Origin of the sequence: Clostridium sp. AF36-4 (assembly GCF_003435975.1) — a bacterium.
GTDB lineage: Bacteria > Bacillota > Clostridia > Lachnospirales > Lachnospiraceae > Eubacterium_F.
This window is the reverse complement of the sequence record NZ_QTVH01000002.1, coordinates 91,330-110,580: the sequence shown is the minus strand read 5'-3', so window position 1 is coordinate 110,580 and position 19,251 is coordinate 91,330. Positions and strand designations below refer to the sequence as shown.

General features: G+C 40.5%; 18 protein-coding genes and 1 tRNA gene. 8 read left to right on the top strand and 11 right to left on the bottom strand.

The genetic code is table 11. The annotated features are described in order from the left end of the window. Window positions 1-47 precede the first annotated feature (47 nt). Together DW005_RS01720 and DW005_RS01715 are read right to left on the bottom strand one after the other, a co-directional pair. Window positions 48-1,217: a hypothetical protein gene (locus tag DW005_RS01720; RefSeq protein ID WP_117477922.1), complete on the bottom strand. Its 1,170-nt coding sequence runs from the start codon at window positions 1,215-1,217 to the stop codon at window positions 48-50. A gap of 170 nt (window positions 1,218-1,387) precedes the next feature. Beyond that, window positions 1,388-1,471, bottom strand: a tRNA-Leu gene (locus tag DW005_RS01715). A gap of 665 nt (window positions 1,472-2,136) precedes the next feature. Between DW005_RS01715 and DW005_RS01710 the strand changes: the two genes are divergently transcribed. Continuing rightward, window positions 2,137-2,517, top strand: a complete 381-nt coding sequence (locus tag DW005_RS01710; RefSeq protein WP_117477921.1) for a hypothetical protein — start codon at window positions 2,137-2,139, stop codon at window positions 2,515-2,517. 50 nt (window positions 2,518-2,567) lie between these two features. On the opposite strand, the gene DW005_RS01705 is transcribed toward DW005_RS01710, so the two are convergent. The 4 genes from DW005_RS01705 to DW005_RS01690 all read right to left on the bottom strand — a co-directional run bounded on the left by DW005_RS01705 (window position 2,568) and on the right by DW005_RS01690 (window position 7,632). Then, on the bottom strand, window positions 2,568-3,419 hold the full coding sequence (locus DW005_RS01705; protein ID WP_117477920.1) for an Ig-like domain-containing protein: 852 nt from the start codon (window positions 3,417-3,419) through the stop codon (window positions 2,568-2,570). 109 nt (window positions 3,420-3,528) lie between these two features. Then, window positions 3,529-5,379 carry an ABC transporter ATP-binding protein gene (locus DW005_RS01700; protein ID WP_242989336.1) on the bottom strand — a complete coding sequence of 617 codons (1,851 nt, stop codon included), beginning with the start codon at window positions 5,377-5,379 and terminating at the stop codon, window positions 3,529-3,531. Between the two features lie 29 nt (window positions 5,380-5,408). Continuing rightward, the gene (locus DW005_RS01695) at window positions 5,409-7,163 is read right to left on the bottom strand and encodes an ABC transporter ATP-binding protein (RefSeq protein ID WP_117477918.1); all 1,755 of its coding nucleotides are present in this window, start codon (window positions 7,161-7,163) and stop codon (window positions 5,409-5,411) included. Next, window positions 7,150-7,632, bottom strand: coding sequence for a MarR family winged helix-turn-helix transcriptional regulator (locus tag DW005_RS01690; RefSeq protein WP_022375968.1), 483 nt, complete (start codon window positions 7,630-7,632; stop codon window positions 7,150-7,152). Before DW005_RS01690 ends, DW005_RS01695 begins: the two co-directional genes overlap by 14 nt. 174 nt (window positions 7,633-7,806) lie before the next feature. Here DW005_RS01690 and DW005_RS01685 point away from each other — a divergent pair, with 174 nt between their 5' ends. The 6 genes from DW005_RS01685 to rfbC all read left to right on the top strand — a co-directional run bounded on the left by DW005_RS01685 (window position 7,807) and on the right by rfbC (window position 13,844). Beyond that, the gene (locus tag DW005_RS01685; RefSeq protein WP_117477917.1) at window positions 7,807-9,039 is read left to right on the top strand and encodes a peptidoglycan-binding protein; all 1,233 of its coding nucleotides are present in this window, start codon (window positions 7,807-7,809) and stop codon (window positions 9,037-9,039) included. Between the two features lie 68 nt (window positions 9,040-9,107). Then, entirely contained in the window at window positions 9,108-10,307 is a 1,200-nt protein-coding gene (locus DW005_RS01680) for a MerR family transcriptional regulator (RefSeq protein ID WP_117477916.1), read from the top strand. A 94-nt stretch (window positions 10,308-10,401) separates the two neighbouring features. Then, window positions 10,402-11,298 carry a glucose-1-phosphate thymidylyltransferase RfbA gene (gene rfbA / locus DW005_RS01675; RefSeq protein ID WP_117477915.1) on the top strand — a complete coding sequence of 299 codons (897 nt, stop codon included), beginning with the start codon at window positions 10,402-10,404 and terminating at the stop codon, window positions 11,296-11,298. A 16-nt stretch (window positions 11,299-11,314) separates the two neighbouring features. Then, the gene (gene rfbB, locus DW005_RS01670; RefSeq protein WP_117477914.1) at window positions 11,315-12,334 is read left to right on the top strand and encodes a dTDP-glucose 4,6-dehydratase; all 1,020 of its coding nucleotides are present in this window, start codon (window positions 11,315-11,317) and stop codon (window positions 12,332-12,334) included. Between the two features lie 11 nt (window positions 12,335-12,345). Then, window positions 12,346-13,233 carry a dTDP-4-dehydrorhamnose reductase gene (gene rfbD / locus DW005_RS01665; RefSeq protein ID WP_117477913.1) on the top strand — a complete coding sequence of 296 codons (888 nt, stop codon included), beginning with the start codon at window positions 12,346-12,348 and terminating at the stop codon, window positions 13,231-13,233. 11 nt (window positions 13,234-13,244) lie between these two features. After that, on the top strand, window positions 13,245-13,844 hold the full coding sequence (gene rfbC / locus DW005_RS01660; RefSeq protein ID WP_117477912.1) for a dTDP-4-dehydrorhamnose 3,5-epimerase: 600 nt from the start codon (window positions 13,245-13,247) through the stop codon (window positions 13,842-13,844). Window positions 13,845-13,914: 70 nt separating this feature from the next. On the opposite strand, the gene DW005_RS01655 is transcribed toward rfbC, so the two are convergent. The 4 genes from DW005_RS01655 to DW005_RS01640 all read right to left on the bottom strand — a co-directional run bounded on the left by DW005_RS01655 (window position 13,915) and on the right by DW005_RS01640 (window position 17,148). Beyond that, window positions 13,915-14,667 carry an amino acid ABC transporter ATP-binding protein gene (locus tag DW005_RS01655; RefSeq protein WP_022375975.1) on the bottom strand — a complete coding sequence of 251 codons (753 nt, stop codon included), beginning with the start codon at window positions 14,665-14,667 and terminating at the stop codon, window positions 13,915-13,917. Beyond that, window positions 14,651-15,361 carry an amino acid ABC transporter permease gene (locus DW005_RS01650; RefSeq protein ID WP_117477911.1) on the bottom strand — a complete coding sequence of 237 codons (711 nt, stop codon included), beginning with the start codon at window positions 15,359-15,361 and terminating at the stop codon, window positions 14,651-14,653. The genes DW005_RS01655 and DW005_RS01650 overlap by 17 nt, the downstream gene beginning before the upstream one ends. 49 nt (window positions 15,362-15,410) lie before the next feature. Next, window positions 15,411-16,295, bottom strand: coding sequence for a transporter substrate-binding domain-containing protein (locus DW005_RS01645; protein WP_117477910.1), 885 nt, complete (start codon window positions 16,293-16,295; stop codon window positions 15,411-15,413). A 118-nt stretch (window positions 16,296-16,413) separates the two neighbouring features. Beyond that, window positions 16,414-17,148 (bottom strand): LytTR family DNA-binding domain-containing protein, encoded by a 735-nt coding sequence (locus DW005_RS01640; RefSeq protein WP_181974910.1) that lies wholly within the window; start codon window positions 17,146-17,148, stop codon window positions 16,414-16,416. A 117-nt stretch (window positions 17,149-17,265) separates the two neighbouring features. Between DW005_RS01640 and DW005_RS01635 the strand changes: the two genes are divergently transcribed. Continuing rightward, window positions 17,266-17,847: an accessory gene regulator B family protein gene (locus DW005_RS01635; protein WP_117477908.1), complete on the top strand. Its 582-nt coding sequence runs from the start codon at window positions 17,266-17,268 to the stop codon at window positions 17,845-17,847. Between the two features lie 127 nt (window positions 17,848-17,974). Here the strand turns inward: DW005_RS01635 and DW005_RS01630 are convergent, their stop codons facing one another. After that, a complete protein-coding gene (locus tag DW005_RS01630; RefSeq protein WP_117477907.1) occupies window positions 17,975-19,249 on the bottom strand; it encodes a GHKL domain-containing protein in 1,275 nt (424 codons plus the stop codon). Between the last annotated feature and the right edge of the window lie 2 nt (window positions 19,250-19,251).

The window sequence follows — 19,251 nt, the reverse complement described above, 5'->3', positions numbered from 1 at the left end:
CATCCTCCATTTTCTGCTGTATTAAATGATATTATAAATTACTTTAATTACTGCTGTGCCGAACTATCTGTTGTCAGATAACCAATTGTAACTCTGCCCTTCCAGTAACTCTGTGTTGTTGCGGTATACTCTGCTTTAATTGTGTTTTTGTAAACCGCATCAAACTGTGTATCTTCTTCCTGAGAAATAACAGTCTCGCACTGCTTGTTGTAAGCAGCCGGGTCATTGTTATTTACCATCTTAATCACATAATAAGCATCTTTTGTCTCAATCAAACCGGATACTGCACCATTTTTCATTGCTTTCACAGTCTTACGAGTAGCATTGTCCAGAAAATCCGTATCGGTTTCAATCAAATCTTTTGTCGAATAAGAAATTCCTTTGTTGTTATCATCGACTTTGTCATTGTCTTTGTCCGTAATAACATCTTTTGTAAAATCTTTTGCGCTTGCTGCTTTTTTCTGCAAAGCAATCATATCTTTCTTACCCTGTTCAAGTGTCTTTGCATCTTTATCCTTTGTCTTATTATCACTGCCGGTTTCAGTCTTGGCAAATGTATAATACTGCAAAGTATACTGACGATAAGATTTTTTATCGACAGATTTCTTTAACTTGTCCTTGTCGATTTTCAAAGTGGAAACAATAGAATCTTTATATTTCTCACCAAGTTTATCTTTCTCTTTTACAGTTGTAATCGTTGCCTCATCCAGACCTTTCATCGCTTTCTGGGAATCTGTCATATTCTTTCTTGCGTTCTTGACATCTTCTTTAATTGTCTTTTTCTCTTCATCTGTTAAAGTCATACCCTTTTTCTGTGCGCACATATACAAAATTTCACGTTTTTTTAACGCCTGCATAATTTGCTTTTTGTAAAGTGCTGCATAGGTGTCACCATCTTCTGTCGTATCGGACCAGTCAAAAGACATACCATACATCTGGTACATACTTGCCATTGCTTCTGCCTGGTAAATATCATACATTGCTTCCGGATAATTTATCGTATGTGTTACTGTCTTCCCATCCGCATCTTTTCCTTCTACTGTCAAAATTGCTCTCGGACGAAGATTCACATAACATACCCCGCCGCCAAGCACTGCTACAAGGATGATGCCAACAAGAATCAAAATCATATTCTTACTCAGTCCTCTGCTCTGTTTCACTGTGGACTGTGTAGCATTTTCCCCACCATTTTTCATAATTTTCTTTGCGCTATTCATTTTCTTTCAGCCTCCATAGATTAGTAATGCAAAGGGGGCAAAGAGATTTGACCCCAATATTCTTGTATTTTACCATAAAAAAACAAGGTTCGCAATAAGTACCACAAACATTTCACATATTGAAATAAAAAAAACTGCTGACCCATTAAGATCAACAGTTTTGTATGAAATGCAGGAGATGGGACTTGAACCCACACGATATTGCTACCACAGGCACCTGAAGCCTGCGCGTCTGCCAATTCCGCCACTCCTGCGAACAAATGATATATTATCAAATGTAGGGGAAAATGTCAATTACTTTTTTTTCGGTTGTTTGTGTCAAGTGTTCGTTGGCACTTTTTTTGTTTTCCGTAATTCCGTAGAAAAGCTTTGCGTCTCGTGGGCACTCTCGCTCGTTGAGTGCGTAGCGGTATGGGCACTGAAACTACCAGTGCCACATACCGACGTACTCAAACCCACGAGTCACAAAGTTTTTCTACGGAATTACTGGAACCCAAAGAACTAACAGCAAATATTTGGCACATACATCCGAAAAAACAGTGCTGCCCACCAAAAAGACAGCTCTCTCCACACCTCCGCAATCTTACAATAAAAACCAGAGTTTTGTTTCACATATTGTTCGGAAGTTTCATTTTCGTGTGCTTGATGCTAATCAATTTGGACTTCCAGTAATTTATCCGGAAAAGTTTTGCAGGAAGTGGGTACAAATGCGCAAGTATCAGGCATGTGTCTTTTACATGCCGATACTTCTGCGGATTTGTCCAAGCGGGAGCGCCCACTACCTGCAAACTTTTCGTGATAAATTACGGAACCCAAAGGAATATCAACAAATTCTTTGCACAAATCCCCCACAATATGCTATACTAATATCAATCAAATAAACGGACCTTGGTTCCTACATATACAGAAAGGAAAGACTATGACAATCAATCCAGGAATGTTAATTTTCTGTCTGTTGGATTCATCAATTGCCTTTCTCCTTGTTTTCTTCGTATCCCGTGCGAAATTCGGGGGCGAAAAAAGTATGCTTGCCAGAGTAATTAGTGCCATCCTCGGCACACTGGTTTTTATCGTTCACTTTGGTGTACTGATTTGGTTTAACACAGAGCCTGTTACAATTAGTGCCGCCGGCAAAGCAGTCGTTTACGCTGCGCCAATTGTATTAAGTATTCTGATGATTATACTGACCTTACTTTCTCAGCCGCCGAAAAAAGAAAATGAAGAGGAAACAGAAGAATCCGAGAACGACACGGAAGAAACCGCAACGGCAGAAACAAATGAAGGAACGGCAGCCAAATAATCAGCTGTGCCGTTCCTTTTTCGTTGTTTTGCAGCAATTTCAGAAATTTTCTACATATATTTCTTCAAATGTTTTTTCTTAATCTTTGAGATGTTGCAGGCAAATATAATCGCAACAACTTTTTTCTTGCTGTTTAAGTAAAAACGGATTCGATACTTGCCATAAACTGCATCTCCATAAGTTTTTACTTTGTTTTTCTTAAGACCTTTCATTTTGCTAAATGGGTCTTTTGATGTACATTTTTTCCAAGTCAGTTCTCCATAGGCTTTTTGAACCTTTGTCTTGGATGCACCAATTTTAATACCGCGGGCTGTTGCTTTTTTCTTACTTCCGCCCTTCCACTGTCCATTCCATGCATAACCATGGCTGTAGCCATAACGCTGACAGAAATTCACAAAGTTCTCTGAATTAAATTTACTGAAATCTTTCTTTGCCATTTTTGCAACAACCGTAATTTCGCAGGTTTTTGTGATGCCGTCAACTGCTGCCGTAATTACCGTTTTACCTTTTTTGAGTGCTTTAATTTTTCCGGTTTCATCCACCTTAGCAATTTTTTCATTGGCACTTGTCCAGGTAACTGTTGAAGTCGTTCCCGTTATCACAGGCTTTAATGTTTTTCCTGCCATCAAAACCGCTGATTTTCTGCTTATCGCAATTTGGGTCACATCTACCGGCTCCGGCGTAACCGTTGGCTCCGCACTTGGCTCTGTACTTGGTTCAACACTTGGAGATGCGGATGGTGTCACCGTAGGTGTCGGTGTTGGTTCGCCAATTTCGGTCGGTGGAGTTTGTCCACTTCCATTTTCCTCCGCACGGGCAGGAATGGCATATCCTGTCCACAATCCAAGCACTAAAGATGCACTTACGATTGCGCTTACAATTCTTTTTCTACTCTTTTGCATTGTCTTTTGCCCCTTTCCAATTCTACGATTTTTATTTTATCCTTATCATTGTATCATAATTGAAAACTGTGTCAAATGTATTCCAACACAAAATTTAGTTCTGCAATATCTAGTCTAACTCTACAGCACCGGTATAAAGCTGATAATATCTTCCTCTTTTTGCCAGCAGTTCTTCGTGTGTTCCACGCTCAATAATCTCGCCCTGCTCCAATACCATAATGCAGTCAGCATTACGAACGGTAGATAATCGGTGGGCAATTACAAATGTTGTACGGTTTTTCATCAAGCGCTCCATTCCGTGGTCGATATGCATTTCGGTACGGGTATCGACAGAACTTGTTGCCTCATCCAGCACAAGAATCGGTGCCAGTGACAGAGCTGCACGGGCAATATTCAAAAGTTGGCGCTGCCCCTGACTTAAGTTTGTTCCATCTCCCTCAAGTACGGTATCGTAGCCGTCCTCAAGACGCATGATAAACGAATGAGCACTTGCCGTTTTCGCAGCCTGTTCTACTTCCTCATCCGTTGCATCCGGTCTTCCGTAGCGGATATTTTCACGCACGGTTCCACTGAACAAATGCGTATCCTGTAAAACCATCGCAATATTTTCACGGAGCGAACGGCGTTTATATTTTTTCACATCAATGCCGTCAATCGTAATTGTTCCTTCCTGAATATCATAAAAACGATTCAGTAAGTTTGTAATGGTCGTCTTTCCGGCACCGGTAGAACCAACAAATGCCACTTTCTGTCCGGCATGAGCATACAAGTTGATATCTTTTAAAATAACTTTATTTTCATCATAGCCAAAGTTTACGTGCTCCATAATCACTTCGCCCTTGACATCTTTCATTTCAACGGCATCTTCATCATCGGCTTGTTCCACATCCGCATCCATTACCGTAAATACACGCTCTGCACCGGCAAGTGCCGAGAAAATCGTATTTACCTGCATGGAAATTTCATTAATCGGGCGGCTGAACTGTCTGGAATAATTAACAAACACCGTCAGACCACCGATAGAAAGTCTTCCAAAATAACAAAGCAGACCACCAATTGCTGCCGTCAGACCATAGCAGACCTGACCGATATTTCCCATAACCGGTCCCATAATGCCGCCAAAAAACTGTGCTTTAATCTGTTTTTCACGAAGGTCATTGTTTAAATCTACAAATTCTTCCACTGCCTTGTCCTCGTGGCAGAAAACTTTTACAACCTTCTGACCGGTAACAGTCTCTTCAATGTAACCATTCAAATCACCAAGCGCACTCTGCTGTTCACGGTAATAACGGGAACTTCTTTTGGCAATACTTCCACCTGCCTTAACCATAACAGGAACCATGACAATGGTAAGAAGAGCAAGCCAGACATTTAAGCATATCATGATAATGGTTGTTCCGATAATACTGATTGCACCGGAAATCAACTGAATAACCGTATTATTTAATAATTCACCAATCATATCAATATCATTGGTAAACCGGCTCATAATATCTCCGGTTGCATTTGTGTCAAAATAGCGAACCGGCATATCCTGCAAATGGTCGAACAAATCTTTACGGATACGAATCAGCGCACGCTGGGAAACACCAATCATAATACGCTGCTGCAAATAGTTTGCAAGCACTCCGACGCCGTAAATAACCAACATGGTAAGTACACCTTTCAAAAGTGTCCATGTACCATCTGCCAGCACCGTACTAAAATCCAAATTTTTATTTTTTAAAGAAGCAACTTGTAACGCCGTTTTACCAAGCTGGTCGACAATCGGTTTTAACATATAAGAACCGGCTAATGTTGCCCCACTGAACACAAGTACAAAGCCAAGTGCGAGTACAACAAGCATTTTATCTTTACCCATATATTCAAGAAGTCTTTTAATGGTAGCACGCGATTCTTTTGGCTTGCCACCCATCATATGTCTCGAGCCGCCCGGTCCATGTTTTGGCCCCGGTCCCATGCCGCCATGCGGCTGATTTTTTGCCTGACTCATCCTGCCACCTCCTCTTTACTTCTCTGTGAATAATAAATTTCCTGATATGTTTCACAGGATTCTAATAATTCTTTGTGCGTTCCCTGTCCAACAATTTGTCCTTCATCCATAACAAGAATCCGGTCAGCATCCTCAACAGAAGAAATACGCTGCGCAATAATCAATTTTGTTGTGTCCTTCAAAGTCGTTGAAAAACTCTTTCGAATCTGCGCCTCAGTCGCTGTATCTACCGCACTGGTACTGTCATCCAAAATAAGGATTTTCGGTTTCTTAAGCAGTGCTCTCGCAATACAAAGACGTTGTTTTTGTCCACCGGAAACATTGACACCGCCCTGTCCAAGTTCACGGTCATATCCATCTGCGAACTCACTAACAAAGCCATCTGCCTGTGCTGCCTTTGCTGCCTCTTTCACCTGTTCATCCGTTGCCTCTTCATCGCCCCAGCGGAGATTTTCCATAATACTGCCGGAAAACAGCGTATTTTTCTGAAGCACCATCGCAACGCCGTCACGCAGATGATTCAGTGAATACTCTTTTACATTCACGCCATCTACTAACACTTCCCCTTCATCACAGTCATACAGACGTGGAATCAGCTGCACAAGAGAACTTTTTCCGGAACCTGTCGAGCCGATAATACCAATCACTTCGCCCGGTTTCGCTGTAAAATTAATACTCTGCAAAACATTTTTCTTATGTTTTTTATAATAACGGAAGCAGACATTTTTAAATTCGATTTCACCGGATGTTACCAAGCGGTCTTTCTCAGATGCATTGTCATCATTTAAGTCAATGTCCGTATCTAGCACTTCCAAAATACGATGAGAAGATGCCATCGCACGAGAACCCTGAATCATAATCATGGAAACCATCATAAGCGACATCAGAATCTGCGTTACATAAGTAGTAAATGCTGTAAGGTTTCCAACCGGCATATCGCCAATCAAAATCTGCTGACCGCCAAACCAGACAACTGCCATGACCGTAAGGTTCATTGCTAATGTCATAATCGGCATTGTGAGAATAACAACCTTCATCGCACGAAGTGTTTTATCTTTTAATTCGTTGTTCGCACGGTCAAAGGTCTCTTTTTCAAAATCATCACGCACAAAAGATTTTACAACACGCTGGTTTGTGATATTTTCCTGGATTCTTGAATTGAGTCCATCAATCTTTGTCTGCATCACGTCAAACCGCGGAAATGCGGTCTTCATAACAAACGCAAGTGCAATAATCAAAACCGGAATTACGACACAGAAAACCAGTGCCAGTTTCGCATTCATAAGAAATGCCATAATCAAACCACCAATTAACATACCAGGTGCACGCAAAAGCATACGAAGTCCCATGCTCAAGACATTCTGAATGTTCGTAATATCATTTGTTAATCGCGTCACTAAAGAACCGGTTGAAAATTTTTCGATATTGGCAAAGGAAAATTTCTGCACTTTGGCAAAAACATCTCTTCGCAAATCACCGGCAAAATTTACAGATGCCTTTACCGCAAAATAAGCACCAAGCACGCCCCCCATCATCATAAGAAGAGCCGTTCCAATCATAGCCGCTCCTATCCCGATAATGTAAGCAGGTCCTTTTGCTGCCACCGTAACATCCTGCCCACATCCATAGTTAATAATCATAGACATTAATTTCGGCAGAATAATTTCGCCAAGCACTTCCACAATCATAAAGATTGGTCCAAGGATAAATGCTGACTTATACGGAATTACATATTTTTTATACTGTTTCATTTTGTCCCTCCATCGCTGCATTTTTTAATCGTTCCATATTTTCGTAAATACGGTCAAAGTAATCACATAACTGTTCTTTTTCGCTTTCCGAGAATCCCACATACATCTGTTCATCTAACATATCAAAAAAGTCACAGCTTTCTTCTACCAATTTCCGCCCCTTTTCTGTCAATTCCACAAAATTACGGCGGTTATCTTCTTCACGCATCTTTTGTGTAATGTATTCGGACTTTTTCAGCGCCTTCAGTGCAACGGCAACTGTCGCCGGTGAAATTTCTAAAAATTTAGCAAGTTCTACCTGCGATGCAAATGAATGTTTCGCAAGCGTCATCAGAAGACGATGTTGTGCTCTGTGAATCCCGGTTCCTTCCAGATTACACTCCAGCATCCTGCGATGCATCTGATTCATCACAATCATGCGGTGCGTAATATCACGGGAACGAATCTTCTTTTTTTTCTGTTCCTGCAAAGTTTTTCACCTCCAAATCATTCTATATCTAATCAATAGCCATTTAATCATTAGCATGCAAACTGTTAGCATCTTAATGTTTATACCAGATTTTTGTGCCAATGTCAATAACAAATGAAACTTTTCACATATTGTTCATAAAATATACTAATCTATGTCTAACGAGGATTTTTTATGGATTATGGCAAATTAAATATACACGTTGTGTCAGATAACTCAGGCTTTCCGATTCCTGATGCCACCGTGCAGATTACCTCAGAAAACGAACCGGAAAGCATTATAGAGGAAGCTGTCACCAATAACGTGGGACAATTAAATGACATTGAACTTACCGCACCGCCGGTGGATTACAGCATGACCCCTTCTGCAAACAAACCGTATTCGGAATACACCATCACGATCTCCGCTTCCGGTTTTGAATCGGTCGAAATTAATGGAGCAGAAATTTTTTCCGGTGAGACAGCCATTCAGAACGCTTCTCTGCTTCCTCTTGCCACAGGCGAAACCGACAGTGCGGAACTTTTTGTCATTCCCGACCATACACTATGGGGCGATTACCCGCCAAAAATACCGGAAAGTGAAATCAAAACGGTGGAAGGAACCGGAGAAATTGTATTAAGCCGTGTTGTCATCCCGGAGTATGTTGTTGTTCATGATGGCCCCCCATCAGACACCCGTGCCAAAGATTATTATGTCCGGTATCGTGACTACATCAAAAATGTTGCAAGCAGTGAAATTTATTCCACCTGGCCGGAAGCAACCATCCGCGCCAATATCCTTGCTATCCAGTCATTTACCTTAAACCGTGTTTACACCGAATGGTATCGAAATAAGGGAAAAGATTTCACAATCACTTCCTCCACCGCCTACGACCACAAATTTGTTCCGGGGCGCAATATTTTTGAAAGTATATCCGCTATTGTGGATGAAATTTTCAGCGAATATCTTTCAAGACCAAATGTAGAGCAGCCAATTCTTACTCAGTACTGTGATGGAAAAAATGTCAGCTGTCCAAACTGGTTAAGCCAGTGGGGATCCAAGGCACTTGGTGACCAGGGATACACTGCCATCGAAATTCTCCGCAACTACTACGGCGATTCCATTTATATTAATTCTACCGATGAAATCTCCGGTATCCCATCCTCTTATCCCGGCTCGCCGCTCCGTGTGGGCGATTCCGGTGAAAAAGTACGCCAGATGCAGCGCCAGTTAAATGTTATATCGAACGCCTATCCGCTCATTCCAAAAATTGCAGAGGATGGCGTATTTGGTCCAGCCACAGAAGAAGCGGTTAAAACCTTTCAGAGGATTTTCGGTCTGACACAGGATGGCATTGTCGGATTCCGCACGTGGTATAAAATTTCTGAAATTTATGTCGGTGTAAGCCGCATTGCCGAATTAGTATAATACGAAGGTTGCACCCCCTTGTTTCTTTCGCTATAATATTATTAATGATTGAAACAGGGGGTTTTTGTATGAAAAAAGACGGCTACTATTCATCCGGTGAGTTTGCCAAAATGGCAGACGTAACACTGCGGACCATCCGCTATTACGACAGACAGAATCTTTTAAAACCCTCTTATGTAAATGAACACGGGGCAAGATTTTATACTGACTCGGATTTTGTGAAACTGCAGCAAATCCTTCTATTTAAGTTCCTTGGATTTTCTCTGTCCGAAATCCGCGACATGACATTAAACCACCCGGACCGGCACGTTCTTTTGGACTCTCTTGATATCCAGCTCAAACTGGTAAAAGACCGCAGAGAGCAATTACAGTTGATGGAGCAGACCATCCAGACAACCGCCGACACCATCCGCCAGAAAAAAGAGGTGGACTGGAAACAGATGATGGATTTGATTCATATGACCTCCATGGAAAAAAGTTTAAAAAACCAATATATGGATGCCTCGAACATTAACGCCAGAATTCATCTGCATGAATTATACAGCACGAATAAAAAAGGATGGTTCCCTTGGATTTTTGAACAATGTCATATTAAAAACGATATGAGTATTTTAGAAATTGGCTGCGGCGATGGCACTTTCTGGACAACCAACGAGGATAAACTTCCCCGTCGGCTTTCAGTTACCCTTACCGATATTTCAGAGGGAATGCTCCGCGACGCCAGAAGAAATCTCAAATCATGCTCCAACAGAGATTTTACCTATGTTGTGGCAGATGCTGCCCATCTGCCATTTGCTGACAGCCGGTTTGATCTCATACTTGCCAACCATGTGTTATTCTATTTAGACAATCCGATGGATGCACTAAAAGAAATCAAACGCGTCTTAAAACCAAACGGCGTGCTTATTGCCAGCACATACGGCGAACATCATATGGAAGAAGTCACAAGCCTTGCCAGAGGATTTGACGAAAGAATCACCCTGTCTGCGGACAATTTATACCTTCATTTTGGAAAGGAAAATGGTGCCGCAATTCTATCTTCCTGCTTTCAAAATGTAACATGGACTAACTATGAAGATTCTCTGTTTGTCACAGAGGCAGCTCCTTTGATTTCTTATATATTATCCTGCCACGGAAACCAGAACCGGTATTTGGCATCGCGTTACCGTGATTTCGCCTCTTATATTGAAAAACAGGTTGCTGGTGGATTCTCAATTACTAAAGATGCCGGTCTGTTTCGTGCCGTAAAAATGGATTCAGACTGCTGATTTATCTATTTTTTTCATTTTTTTCAAAAAAGTTCTTGCAGGTGACGTTACGTCATGTTATATGATATAGATATCAAATAAAACGGAGGTTACTATGAAAGGGATTATTTTAGCAGGAGGTTCCGGCACTCGCCTCTATCCTCTCACAACTGTAACAAGCAAACAGCTTTTACCAATTTATGATAAACCAATGATTTATTACCCGCTTTCCGTGCTTATGAACGCCGGCATCCGGGATATTCTCATTATTTCCACGCCACAGGATACACCGCGATTTGAAGAACTCTTAAAGGATGGTTCCTCCTTTGGCATCCATTTATCCTATGCCGTACAGCCAAGTCCGGATGGTCTTGCACAAGCTTTTATCATCGGAGCAGATTTCATTGGCGATGACAGCGTAGCTATGGTTCTCGGTGATAATATTTTTGCCGGACATGGTTTGAAAAAGCGGTTAACGGCAGCCGTAGAAAATGCGGAAACCGGAAAAGGTGCAACCGTATTCGGCTATTATGTAGATGATCCGGAGCGTTTTGGTATTGTGGAATTTGACAAAGATGGAAAAGCTGTTTCGATTGAAGAAAAACCGGAAGTGCCTAAAAGCAATTACTGTGTAACCGGACTTTATTTCTACGATAATAAAGTTGTGGAATACGCAAAAGGTCTAACACCAAGTGCCAGAGGCGAACTTGAAATCACAGACTTAAACCGCATTTATCTGGAAAACAATGCTTTGAATGTGGAATTACTCGGACAGGGCTTTACCTGGCTTGATACGGGAACCCACGAAAGTCTTGTAGATGCAACAAATTTTGTAAAAACCGTAGAAACCCACCAGCACAGAAAAATTGCATGTCTGGAAGAAATTGCATACTTAAACGGCTGGATAAGCAAAGAAGATGTAATGGCAGTCTATGAAGTATTAAAGAAAAATCAATATGGACAGTATTTAAAAGATGTATTAGACGGAAAATATCTTGATGTACTGCGCTAGAGAAAAGGAGAACATTATGACTATTATCGTTACCGGCGGTGCCGGATTTATTGGAAGCAATTTTATTTTTCATATGCTAAAGAAGTACCCGGATTACCGCATCATCTGTTTAGACTGCTTGACTTATGCGGGAAATCTTTCCACACTCGCCCCTGTAATGGATAACAAAAATTTTCGTTTTGTAAAAGAGGATATTACAAACCGCGAGGGTGTTTATCGGTTATTTGAGGAAGAAAAACCAGATATTGTCGTAAACTTTGCTGCAGAAAGCCATGTGGACCGCTCCATTGAAAATCCGGAGGTCTTTTTGGATACCAACATCAAAGGAACCGCCGTTTTAATGGATGCCTGTCGCAAATATGGCATTACCCGATATCATCAGGTTTCCACCGATGAGGTTTACGGTGATTTACCACTCGACAGACCGGACTTATTTTTCACGGAGGAAACTCCTATTCACACGAGCAGTCCGTACAGTTCCTCAAAAGCAGCCGCTGACCTTTTGGTTTTAGCTTACCACCGCACCTACGATTTGCCGGTTACCATCAGCCGCTGCTCGAACAACTATGGACCTTATCATTTCCCGGAAAAGCTGATTCCTCTTATGATTGCCAATGCGCTAAACGACAAACCTCTCCCGGTTTATGGCAAAGGCGAAAATGTCCGTGACTGGCTCTATGTGGAGGACCACTGCAAAGCCATCGATTTGATTATCCACAAAGGAAGAGTTGGTGAGGTTTATAACATTGGCGGCCACAATGAAATGAAAAATATTGACATTGTAAAAATTATATGCAAAGAGTTACACAAGCCGGAAAGTCTGATTACCTATGTCACGGACCGCAAAGGACACGACATGCGCTACGCCATCGACCCGACAAAAATACACAACGAACTTGGCTGGCTTCCGGAAACAAAATTTGCCGATGGAATTAAAAAGACCATTCAGTGGTATCTTGATAACAAAGACTGGTGGGAAGAAATTATTTCCGGCGAATACCAGAATTATTATGAAAAAATGTATGGCAATCGATAGGAGGTTTTTCAATGAAAATTCTTGTCACGGGAGTAAAAGGACAACTTGGCTTTGATGTCATAAATGAGTTAGAAAAAAGAGGACACACTGCCATCGGCGTTGACATTGAAGAAATGGATATTACCAATAAGAAAAGTGTAAATACCGTAATCCATAGTGCAAACCCGGACGGCGTGATTCACTGCGCTGCCTGGACTGCGGTGGATGCTGCCGAAGAGGAAGAAAACAAAGAAAAAGTCATGGCAGTCAATGCATCCGGCACACGCTATATCGCAGAAGTATGCAAAGATTTAGCCATCCCTATAATGTATATTTCCACCGATTATATCTTTGATGGACAAGGCAAAACACCTTGGACACCAGACCAGCAAAATTACGCACCGTTAAATGTATACGGTGCATCAAAACTTGCCGGTGAACAGGCAGTAAAAGAACTCCTCTCCGATTATTTCATTGTCCGCATTGCATGGGTTTTTGGCACTCATGGAAACAATTTCATTAAAACTATGTTGAATGTCGGCAAAACACATGACACACTAACCGTAGTAGACGACCAGATTGGTACGCCAACTTACACCTTTGACTTGGCAAGGCTCCTTGTTGATATGATAGAAACCAGAGAATACGGAATTTATCACGCAACAAATGAGGGCGGCTATATCAGCTGGTATGATTTTGCATGTGAAATCTTTCGTCAGGCTTCTGCACTTGGATATGACTGCTATGATGAAAATCATCTGACTGTAAAACCGGTGACAACCAAAGAATACGGTATATCGAAAGCAGTCCGTCCATTCAACAGCCGTCTTGACAAAAGCAAACTTGCTGCACATGGTTTTGTGCCGCTTCCGGATTGGAAAGATGCACTTAATAGATACTTAAAACAAACAAATATTTAGGAGGTCTTCTCATGGGACAGATACAAGTAGAAAAAAATGCAGGTGGAATCGAGGGACTCTGTGTCATCACACCAACTGTACACGGTGATGACCGCGGATATTTCATGGAAACCTATAACTTAAATGATATGAAAGAGGCAGGACTTGATTTGGACTTTGTTCAGGATAATCAGTCAAGTTCCGGCAAGGGTGTTCTGCGCGGACTTCATTATCAGAAAAATTTTCCACAGGGAAAACTCGTCCGTGTTATCCGTGGCTCGGTATTCGATGTTGCCGTCGATTTACGAAAAGGCAGTGAAACCTACGGCAAATGGTATGGACTTGAATTATCAGAGGAAAACAAAAAACAGTTTTATATTCCAAAGGGATTTGCCCATGGTTATCTCGTTCTTAGTGAATGGGCTGAATTTTGTTATAAATGTACCGACTTCTATCATCCGGGGGATGATGGCGGACTTGTTTGGAATGATCCTGCAATCGGTATCACATGGCCGGACGTCACAGGAGAATATCCGGGCAATGGCTCTTCTTCCGGTTACCACATGAGTGATGGCACACCGTTAAACATCTTAGAACGCGACGAAAACTGGCCAACACTTGCTAACTTATAAAAACAAAAAAGTAGAAATCTTCTCTGACACAAGAAGATTTCTACTTTTTCTTTATGCAATCTTATAAAATCTATACCAACACTTTTGAAAGAAAATCTTTCAGTCTCGGATTCTTTGGATGATTAAAAAACTCCTCCGGCGTAGCTTCCTCTAAGATTTTTCCATCGTCAATAAAGATTACCCGGTTTGCTACTTCCTTGGCAAATCCCATCTCATGAGTGACAATCACCATTGTCATTCCTTCATCTGCAAGACTCTTCATCAAATCCAAAACTTCACCAACCATCTCCGGGTCCAGTGCACTTGTTGGTTCATCAAACAAAATCACATCCGGATTCATTGCCAGTGAACGTACAATCGCTACACGCTGCTTTTGTCCACCGGATAAGGTAGAAGGATACACATCTGCTTTGTCCTGCATATTGATACGTGCAAGAAGTGCCATCGCCTGCTCGCGAATCTTTTTAACCTCTTCTTTGCGCTTTGCACCGTGCAGTCCCTTGCAGCGGACATGAACCGGCGCCAGCATAATATTTTCTAACACCGTTTTATTATTAAACAGATTAAAATGCTGGAAAACCATACCCATATGGCGTCGATGCACATTAATATCTACATGCGGATCTGCAATATCTACATCATTAAAAATAATCTGCCCACCTGTAGGGTCTTCCATACAGTTTAAGCATCGAAGAAACGTACTTTTTCCTGAACCACTTGGTCCGATGACAACCACGATATCGCCCTTGTTGATGGTAATATCAATTCCGTTTAATACATCATGACTGCCAAAACTTTTTTTCAAATTAATTACGTCTATCACTTTTTCTCAGGCTCCTTTCCATGCATTTGATTCCGAGTGAAATAAGCAGTACTAGTGCAATGTAAATCACTGCCATCACCAGATAAGGAACCATAAACTCATAGCTGTTACTGCCAATATAGTTAAATGCCACATAAAGGTCAGCCGCACCAACAAAACTTACAACGGAAGTCTCTTTAATCAAGGCAATAAACTCATTTCCGAGTGTTGGCAGAATATTTTTTACTGCCTGTGGAATCACAATTTTACGCATTGTCGTCGCAAAACTAAGTCCCATCGCACGTCCAGCCTCCATCTGTCCGCCGTCTACGGACAAAATACCGGCACGCATCATTTCTGAAATATAGGCACCACTATTCAAACCAAACACAAGCACAGACACCTGCACACCCGTAAGTTTTACTCCGATAATCGGAAGCAATACATAATAGCACACAAGCAACTGCACTACCATCGGTGTTCCACGGAACAAGCCAACATAAAAAGAACAAAAACCATTCAAAATTCTTGGCAGTAACTTGTATTTTGGCACAACACGTACAGTCGCAATCAAAATACCTATAATAATACCAATCAAAAGACCGGCAATTGCAATAATCAATGTATTCTGCAAGCCTTCTATTACCTTCTGATATCCGTTCTGCTCAAAGAAAATTTGCTTAAACGCTTCTATTTTTAATCCAAAATTATCCATATCTACCTCGTAAAAAGCAGGTCCGTGTAGGTCACGAACCTGCTGACTATTACTGCATTTTGTTAATTGCTTCTGTAATGCACTTAGCCGGTGCAGAATCGATGACTACATAATTGATGTTACCATTAATCAAATCCTGTACTGCTAAAGAACCATTTTTATAACCGGTTGTAGTTACTTTGTAACCTTCAAAGCCCCAGCTCTTGTCGCCCTCGCAGTAGAACTGACCGGTTGTACCGTTCTGCACACCAATCGTTACACTCTTATCTTTTGTTTTCAAAATCTTTTCAATTGCTGCCTTATCTTTACAGTTATCAAACTCTGTGCTGTCACCTTTGACAATCAGTCTCTGTGCTGCATTATAATAAGGATCCGTAAAGTTTACATATTTCTTTCTGTCTTCTTTAATCGTAAGACCTGTCATGGCAATATCACTCTTATGCTGTCCAACTGACAAGCAGACGGAATCAAATTCCATGTTCTGGATTACCAGTTCTTTGTTCAATTTTTTTGCAAGTGCTGCCGCAATTTCCATATCAATACCATAGTAACTGTCGCCCTTCATGTATTCAAATGGCTCAAAAGAAGCATTCGTTGCAACCAAAAGCTGGTCTTTCGATGTATCAAGTTTCTCGGATTTTACCGGTGTTGGATTTCCGCCACCAAAATATTTGTTACAGATTTCATCAAACGTTCCATTATCTTTAATCTCTTTGATAAAATCATTGACCTGTGTCAAAAGTTCCGGTTTGTTTTTATCTACACCAAACGCATACTCTTCACTAGTCAAGTCTACATCAATCACCTTAACAGCCTGCTGTTTTGTCTGGTTGTCGCTCTTCTTTGCATCATTTCCGCTATCGGAACTGCCACATCCGCATACAGCCACCGCCGTCATAATTACGGTAAGACCCATTGCTATTAACTTTTTCATTGTTCATCCTCCTAACATGTTTTCAATATATTCGTGTTATTATACCATGAATAGGAAAGATTTTCAATGTTTGGAGAAAAGATTTTGCCCAATTTACCAAACAGCATTTTTTTCTTACTCAAAAGATTCCCCGCGCTTTCATTTTCTTTATAAAGTCATTTTTCAAAATCGGTCCAATTTCCAAACTGCCAAAATCATCTGCTAACAATATGTAACGGTTTACCGTATCCACTTTTTTCACGAATTCCAAATTCACAATCACGCCACGCTTGCACAATACAAAATTATCGCTGTCTAACTCCTTTAACAGACTGTTGCAAGTTTTATACGGAATCTCAATCCGACCCGACGTTGTTACAATCTCTAAACGATGGTTTACACTTTCTACATATACAATTTCCGAAACGGCAATCATTTCTAACATTCCTTCTGTCCGAAACATCAGTGACCGGTCCTTTTCCTGTACCGTTTCATAGCGAATTGCCTCTTGAATTGTTTGCTTTACTTTTTCAAAATCAAACGGTTTTTCGATAAATTGGTAACAGTGAACAGACGAATACATACACATTTTCGGATCATACATGGAAGTAATGATAAGAATTGGCGTAAACAAATATTTATCAACTTTTCTTATATTCTGAGCAAATTCCCCACCGGATACATCATCGTGCTGTTGTGGATGTAAAATAATATCTACCAAAAACAAGTCAATTGTTCTCTTCATTGCAATATCATACGCCGTCTTTTCATCTGCAGCCTCATAAATTACGGCATCCGAATGCACTTCCTTTACCAGACCGGCAAGCACCTTTCTGGTCTCACTTTTGTCTTCTAAAATCAGTACCTCTTTCATTTTCATCCTCTCCTTTGTTTCGTCTTTTGGTATTTTGTTTATGAAATCACCTAGTTCGGTAAATATATCCGTTTCGTCTTAAGTTTGCCCTTATACTATTCGCGAGGGGGCGAAGCAATGAAAATACATGACTACTTAAAAAATAATTACGGTTATTCTGATTTTCAAATCGGACAAATACGCTATACGATAATTAGTATTCTTTCAGACGTAAGTAAACTTATCATAATGGGTATTTTCTTTATTCTGACCGATTACTTTTTTCAATATCTGGCAGCCATTGCTACTTTACTTGTACTTCGGACATGTACCGGTGGACTGCATTTTAAGCATTACTTCAGTTGTTTGGCATTGTCTTTTTTTCTTTTATATATAGGCATATGCCAACTCCCAAAAATATTGCTTCCCCGTCCCCTCTACTTTGTCCTGCTTTTACTATGTATACTCATCAATTATTTGTTTGCACCAATTGTCTCTTCGTACCGTCCTATTCCAAACGGTATTCAGATACGAAAAGCCAAACGTCAGGCTTTTCACATCATTACCATCTACGCGCTTATCATGTACATCGTTCCGCCAAACCAGTATATCATCACTGGTTTTTGGATAATTATGCTGCAATCTTTTCAACTGCTTGCAGCAAAAATTGTGAGAAAGGAGGTGCCTCATGAAGCGTCTATCGAAATCATGGATATTTAAGGCTTGTAATTTTTGCATTGCCTTTGCAGGAATCCTTCATTGGACAAAGATGAGTTTGTGGTTATTTGGCGAACAGCCTTATCCAGAAGATTCTAGCAAATAACACATATCCTTTTACCATTTTCTATTAGAGGACAGCAGCATGGCTGTCCTTTATTTTTGGAAGGATAAATCCAAATACAAACTCTTCCTTTTCACAGGAAACTTTTATTCCTGCATGGTATTTCAATAATATCTCTCGAACTTTCGATAATCCAATACCTCTTCCCTCACCTTTTTTTGAGTAACCAGGTTCAAAAAATCGCATTATTTCTTCTCTCTCATAGTGCATGGAATCATTTTTAATGGCAACACTCAATTGTTCTGGCTGTTCCAACATTTTCACTGTAATATTCTTTGAATCTCTTTGTTCAACTGCTTCCATTGCATTATCCAAAAGAACACCTAAAATTTCTATCATTTTATACTTTGGAAGATAACCCTGCATATCATCTATTTTTATGTCATATGCAATATGACACCCTTTTGTCTCCGCCTCAACAAATTTGGAATACAAAAAGGCAATAATTGTTGGCGAACCATTCGATACTAAACGTGCATATCGGTTCTCATTTAATATTTCAGAGCAGTATTCCTTTTGCAGGGAAACAAGTGTATCGTAGTCCTTTGCAATTAAATGATGACTATAAATTGCATTTATCTGATTATGAAAATCATGTTGTTTACGCCGAATAGACTCTAGTAATTGCTCATAAACAACCTCATAAGCTTGCTCAAGTTCCAGTTCTTTCTCCTTCGCTATCTTTTCATACCGCTCCCTCTGCCAACTAAAAATCAAAACACCAATCAGTATCGTCCAAATACCAAATATTATATAATCCGTTCTCCTTAAATACTCCTCCATTTTATAGATAATTAAAAGATAGATTCCCCCAATGAGACATATTCCGGCGGCAATTTTGCTTAACATTGTGTAGTTATCAATTCCTTGTGATACCTTATAAAAATATCCGGTCTTGCTAATTACCACGCTAAGGACTAATACTAAAAAATTAATTCCTAACATCACCCAGTCAACCGATACCCAATTTTCTAATGCAAATACCGGCATGGAACAAATCACTTGTGCAAATATACAATAAATTGCTACAAGCACTAAATTCACATTTGCTTTTCGTATCGAACACTTAAATTTCAGTAATTCATATATGTAAATTCCCACATACCCAAATAAAGCCATCCCCTTGGACAGCCCAAAATAATTTGCCGATTCAATTAAAGTAACCTCTGCTACCATAAAAACCGCATCATAGATGCTAAAATAATACCTCTTTCCAAATAAATAATTCACACAAATAAGTGTAGCCGCCATTTCCAATATGGTATTTATCGCCGTCAGCATAA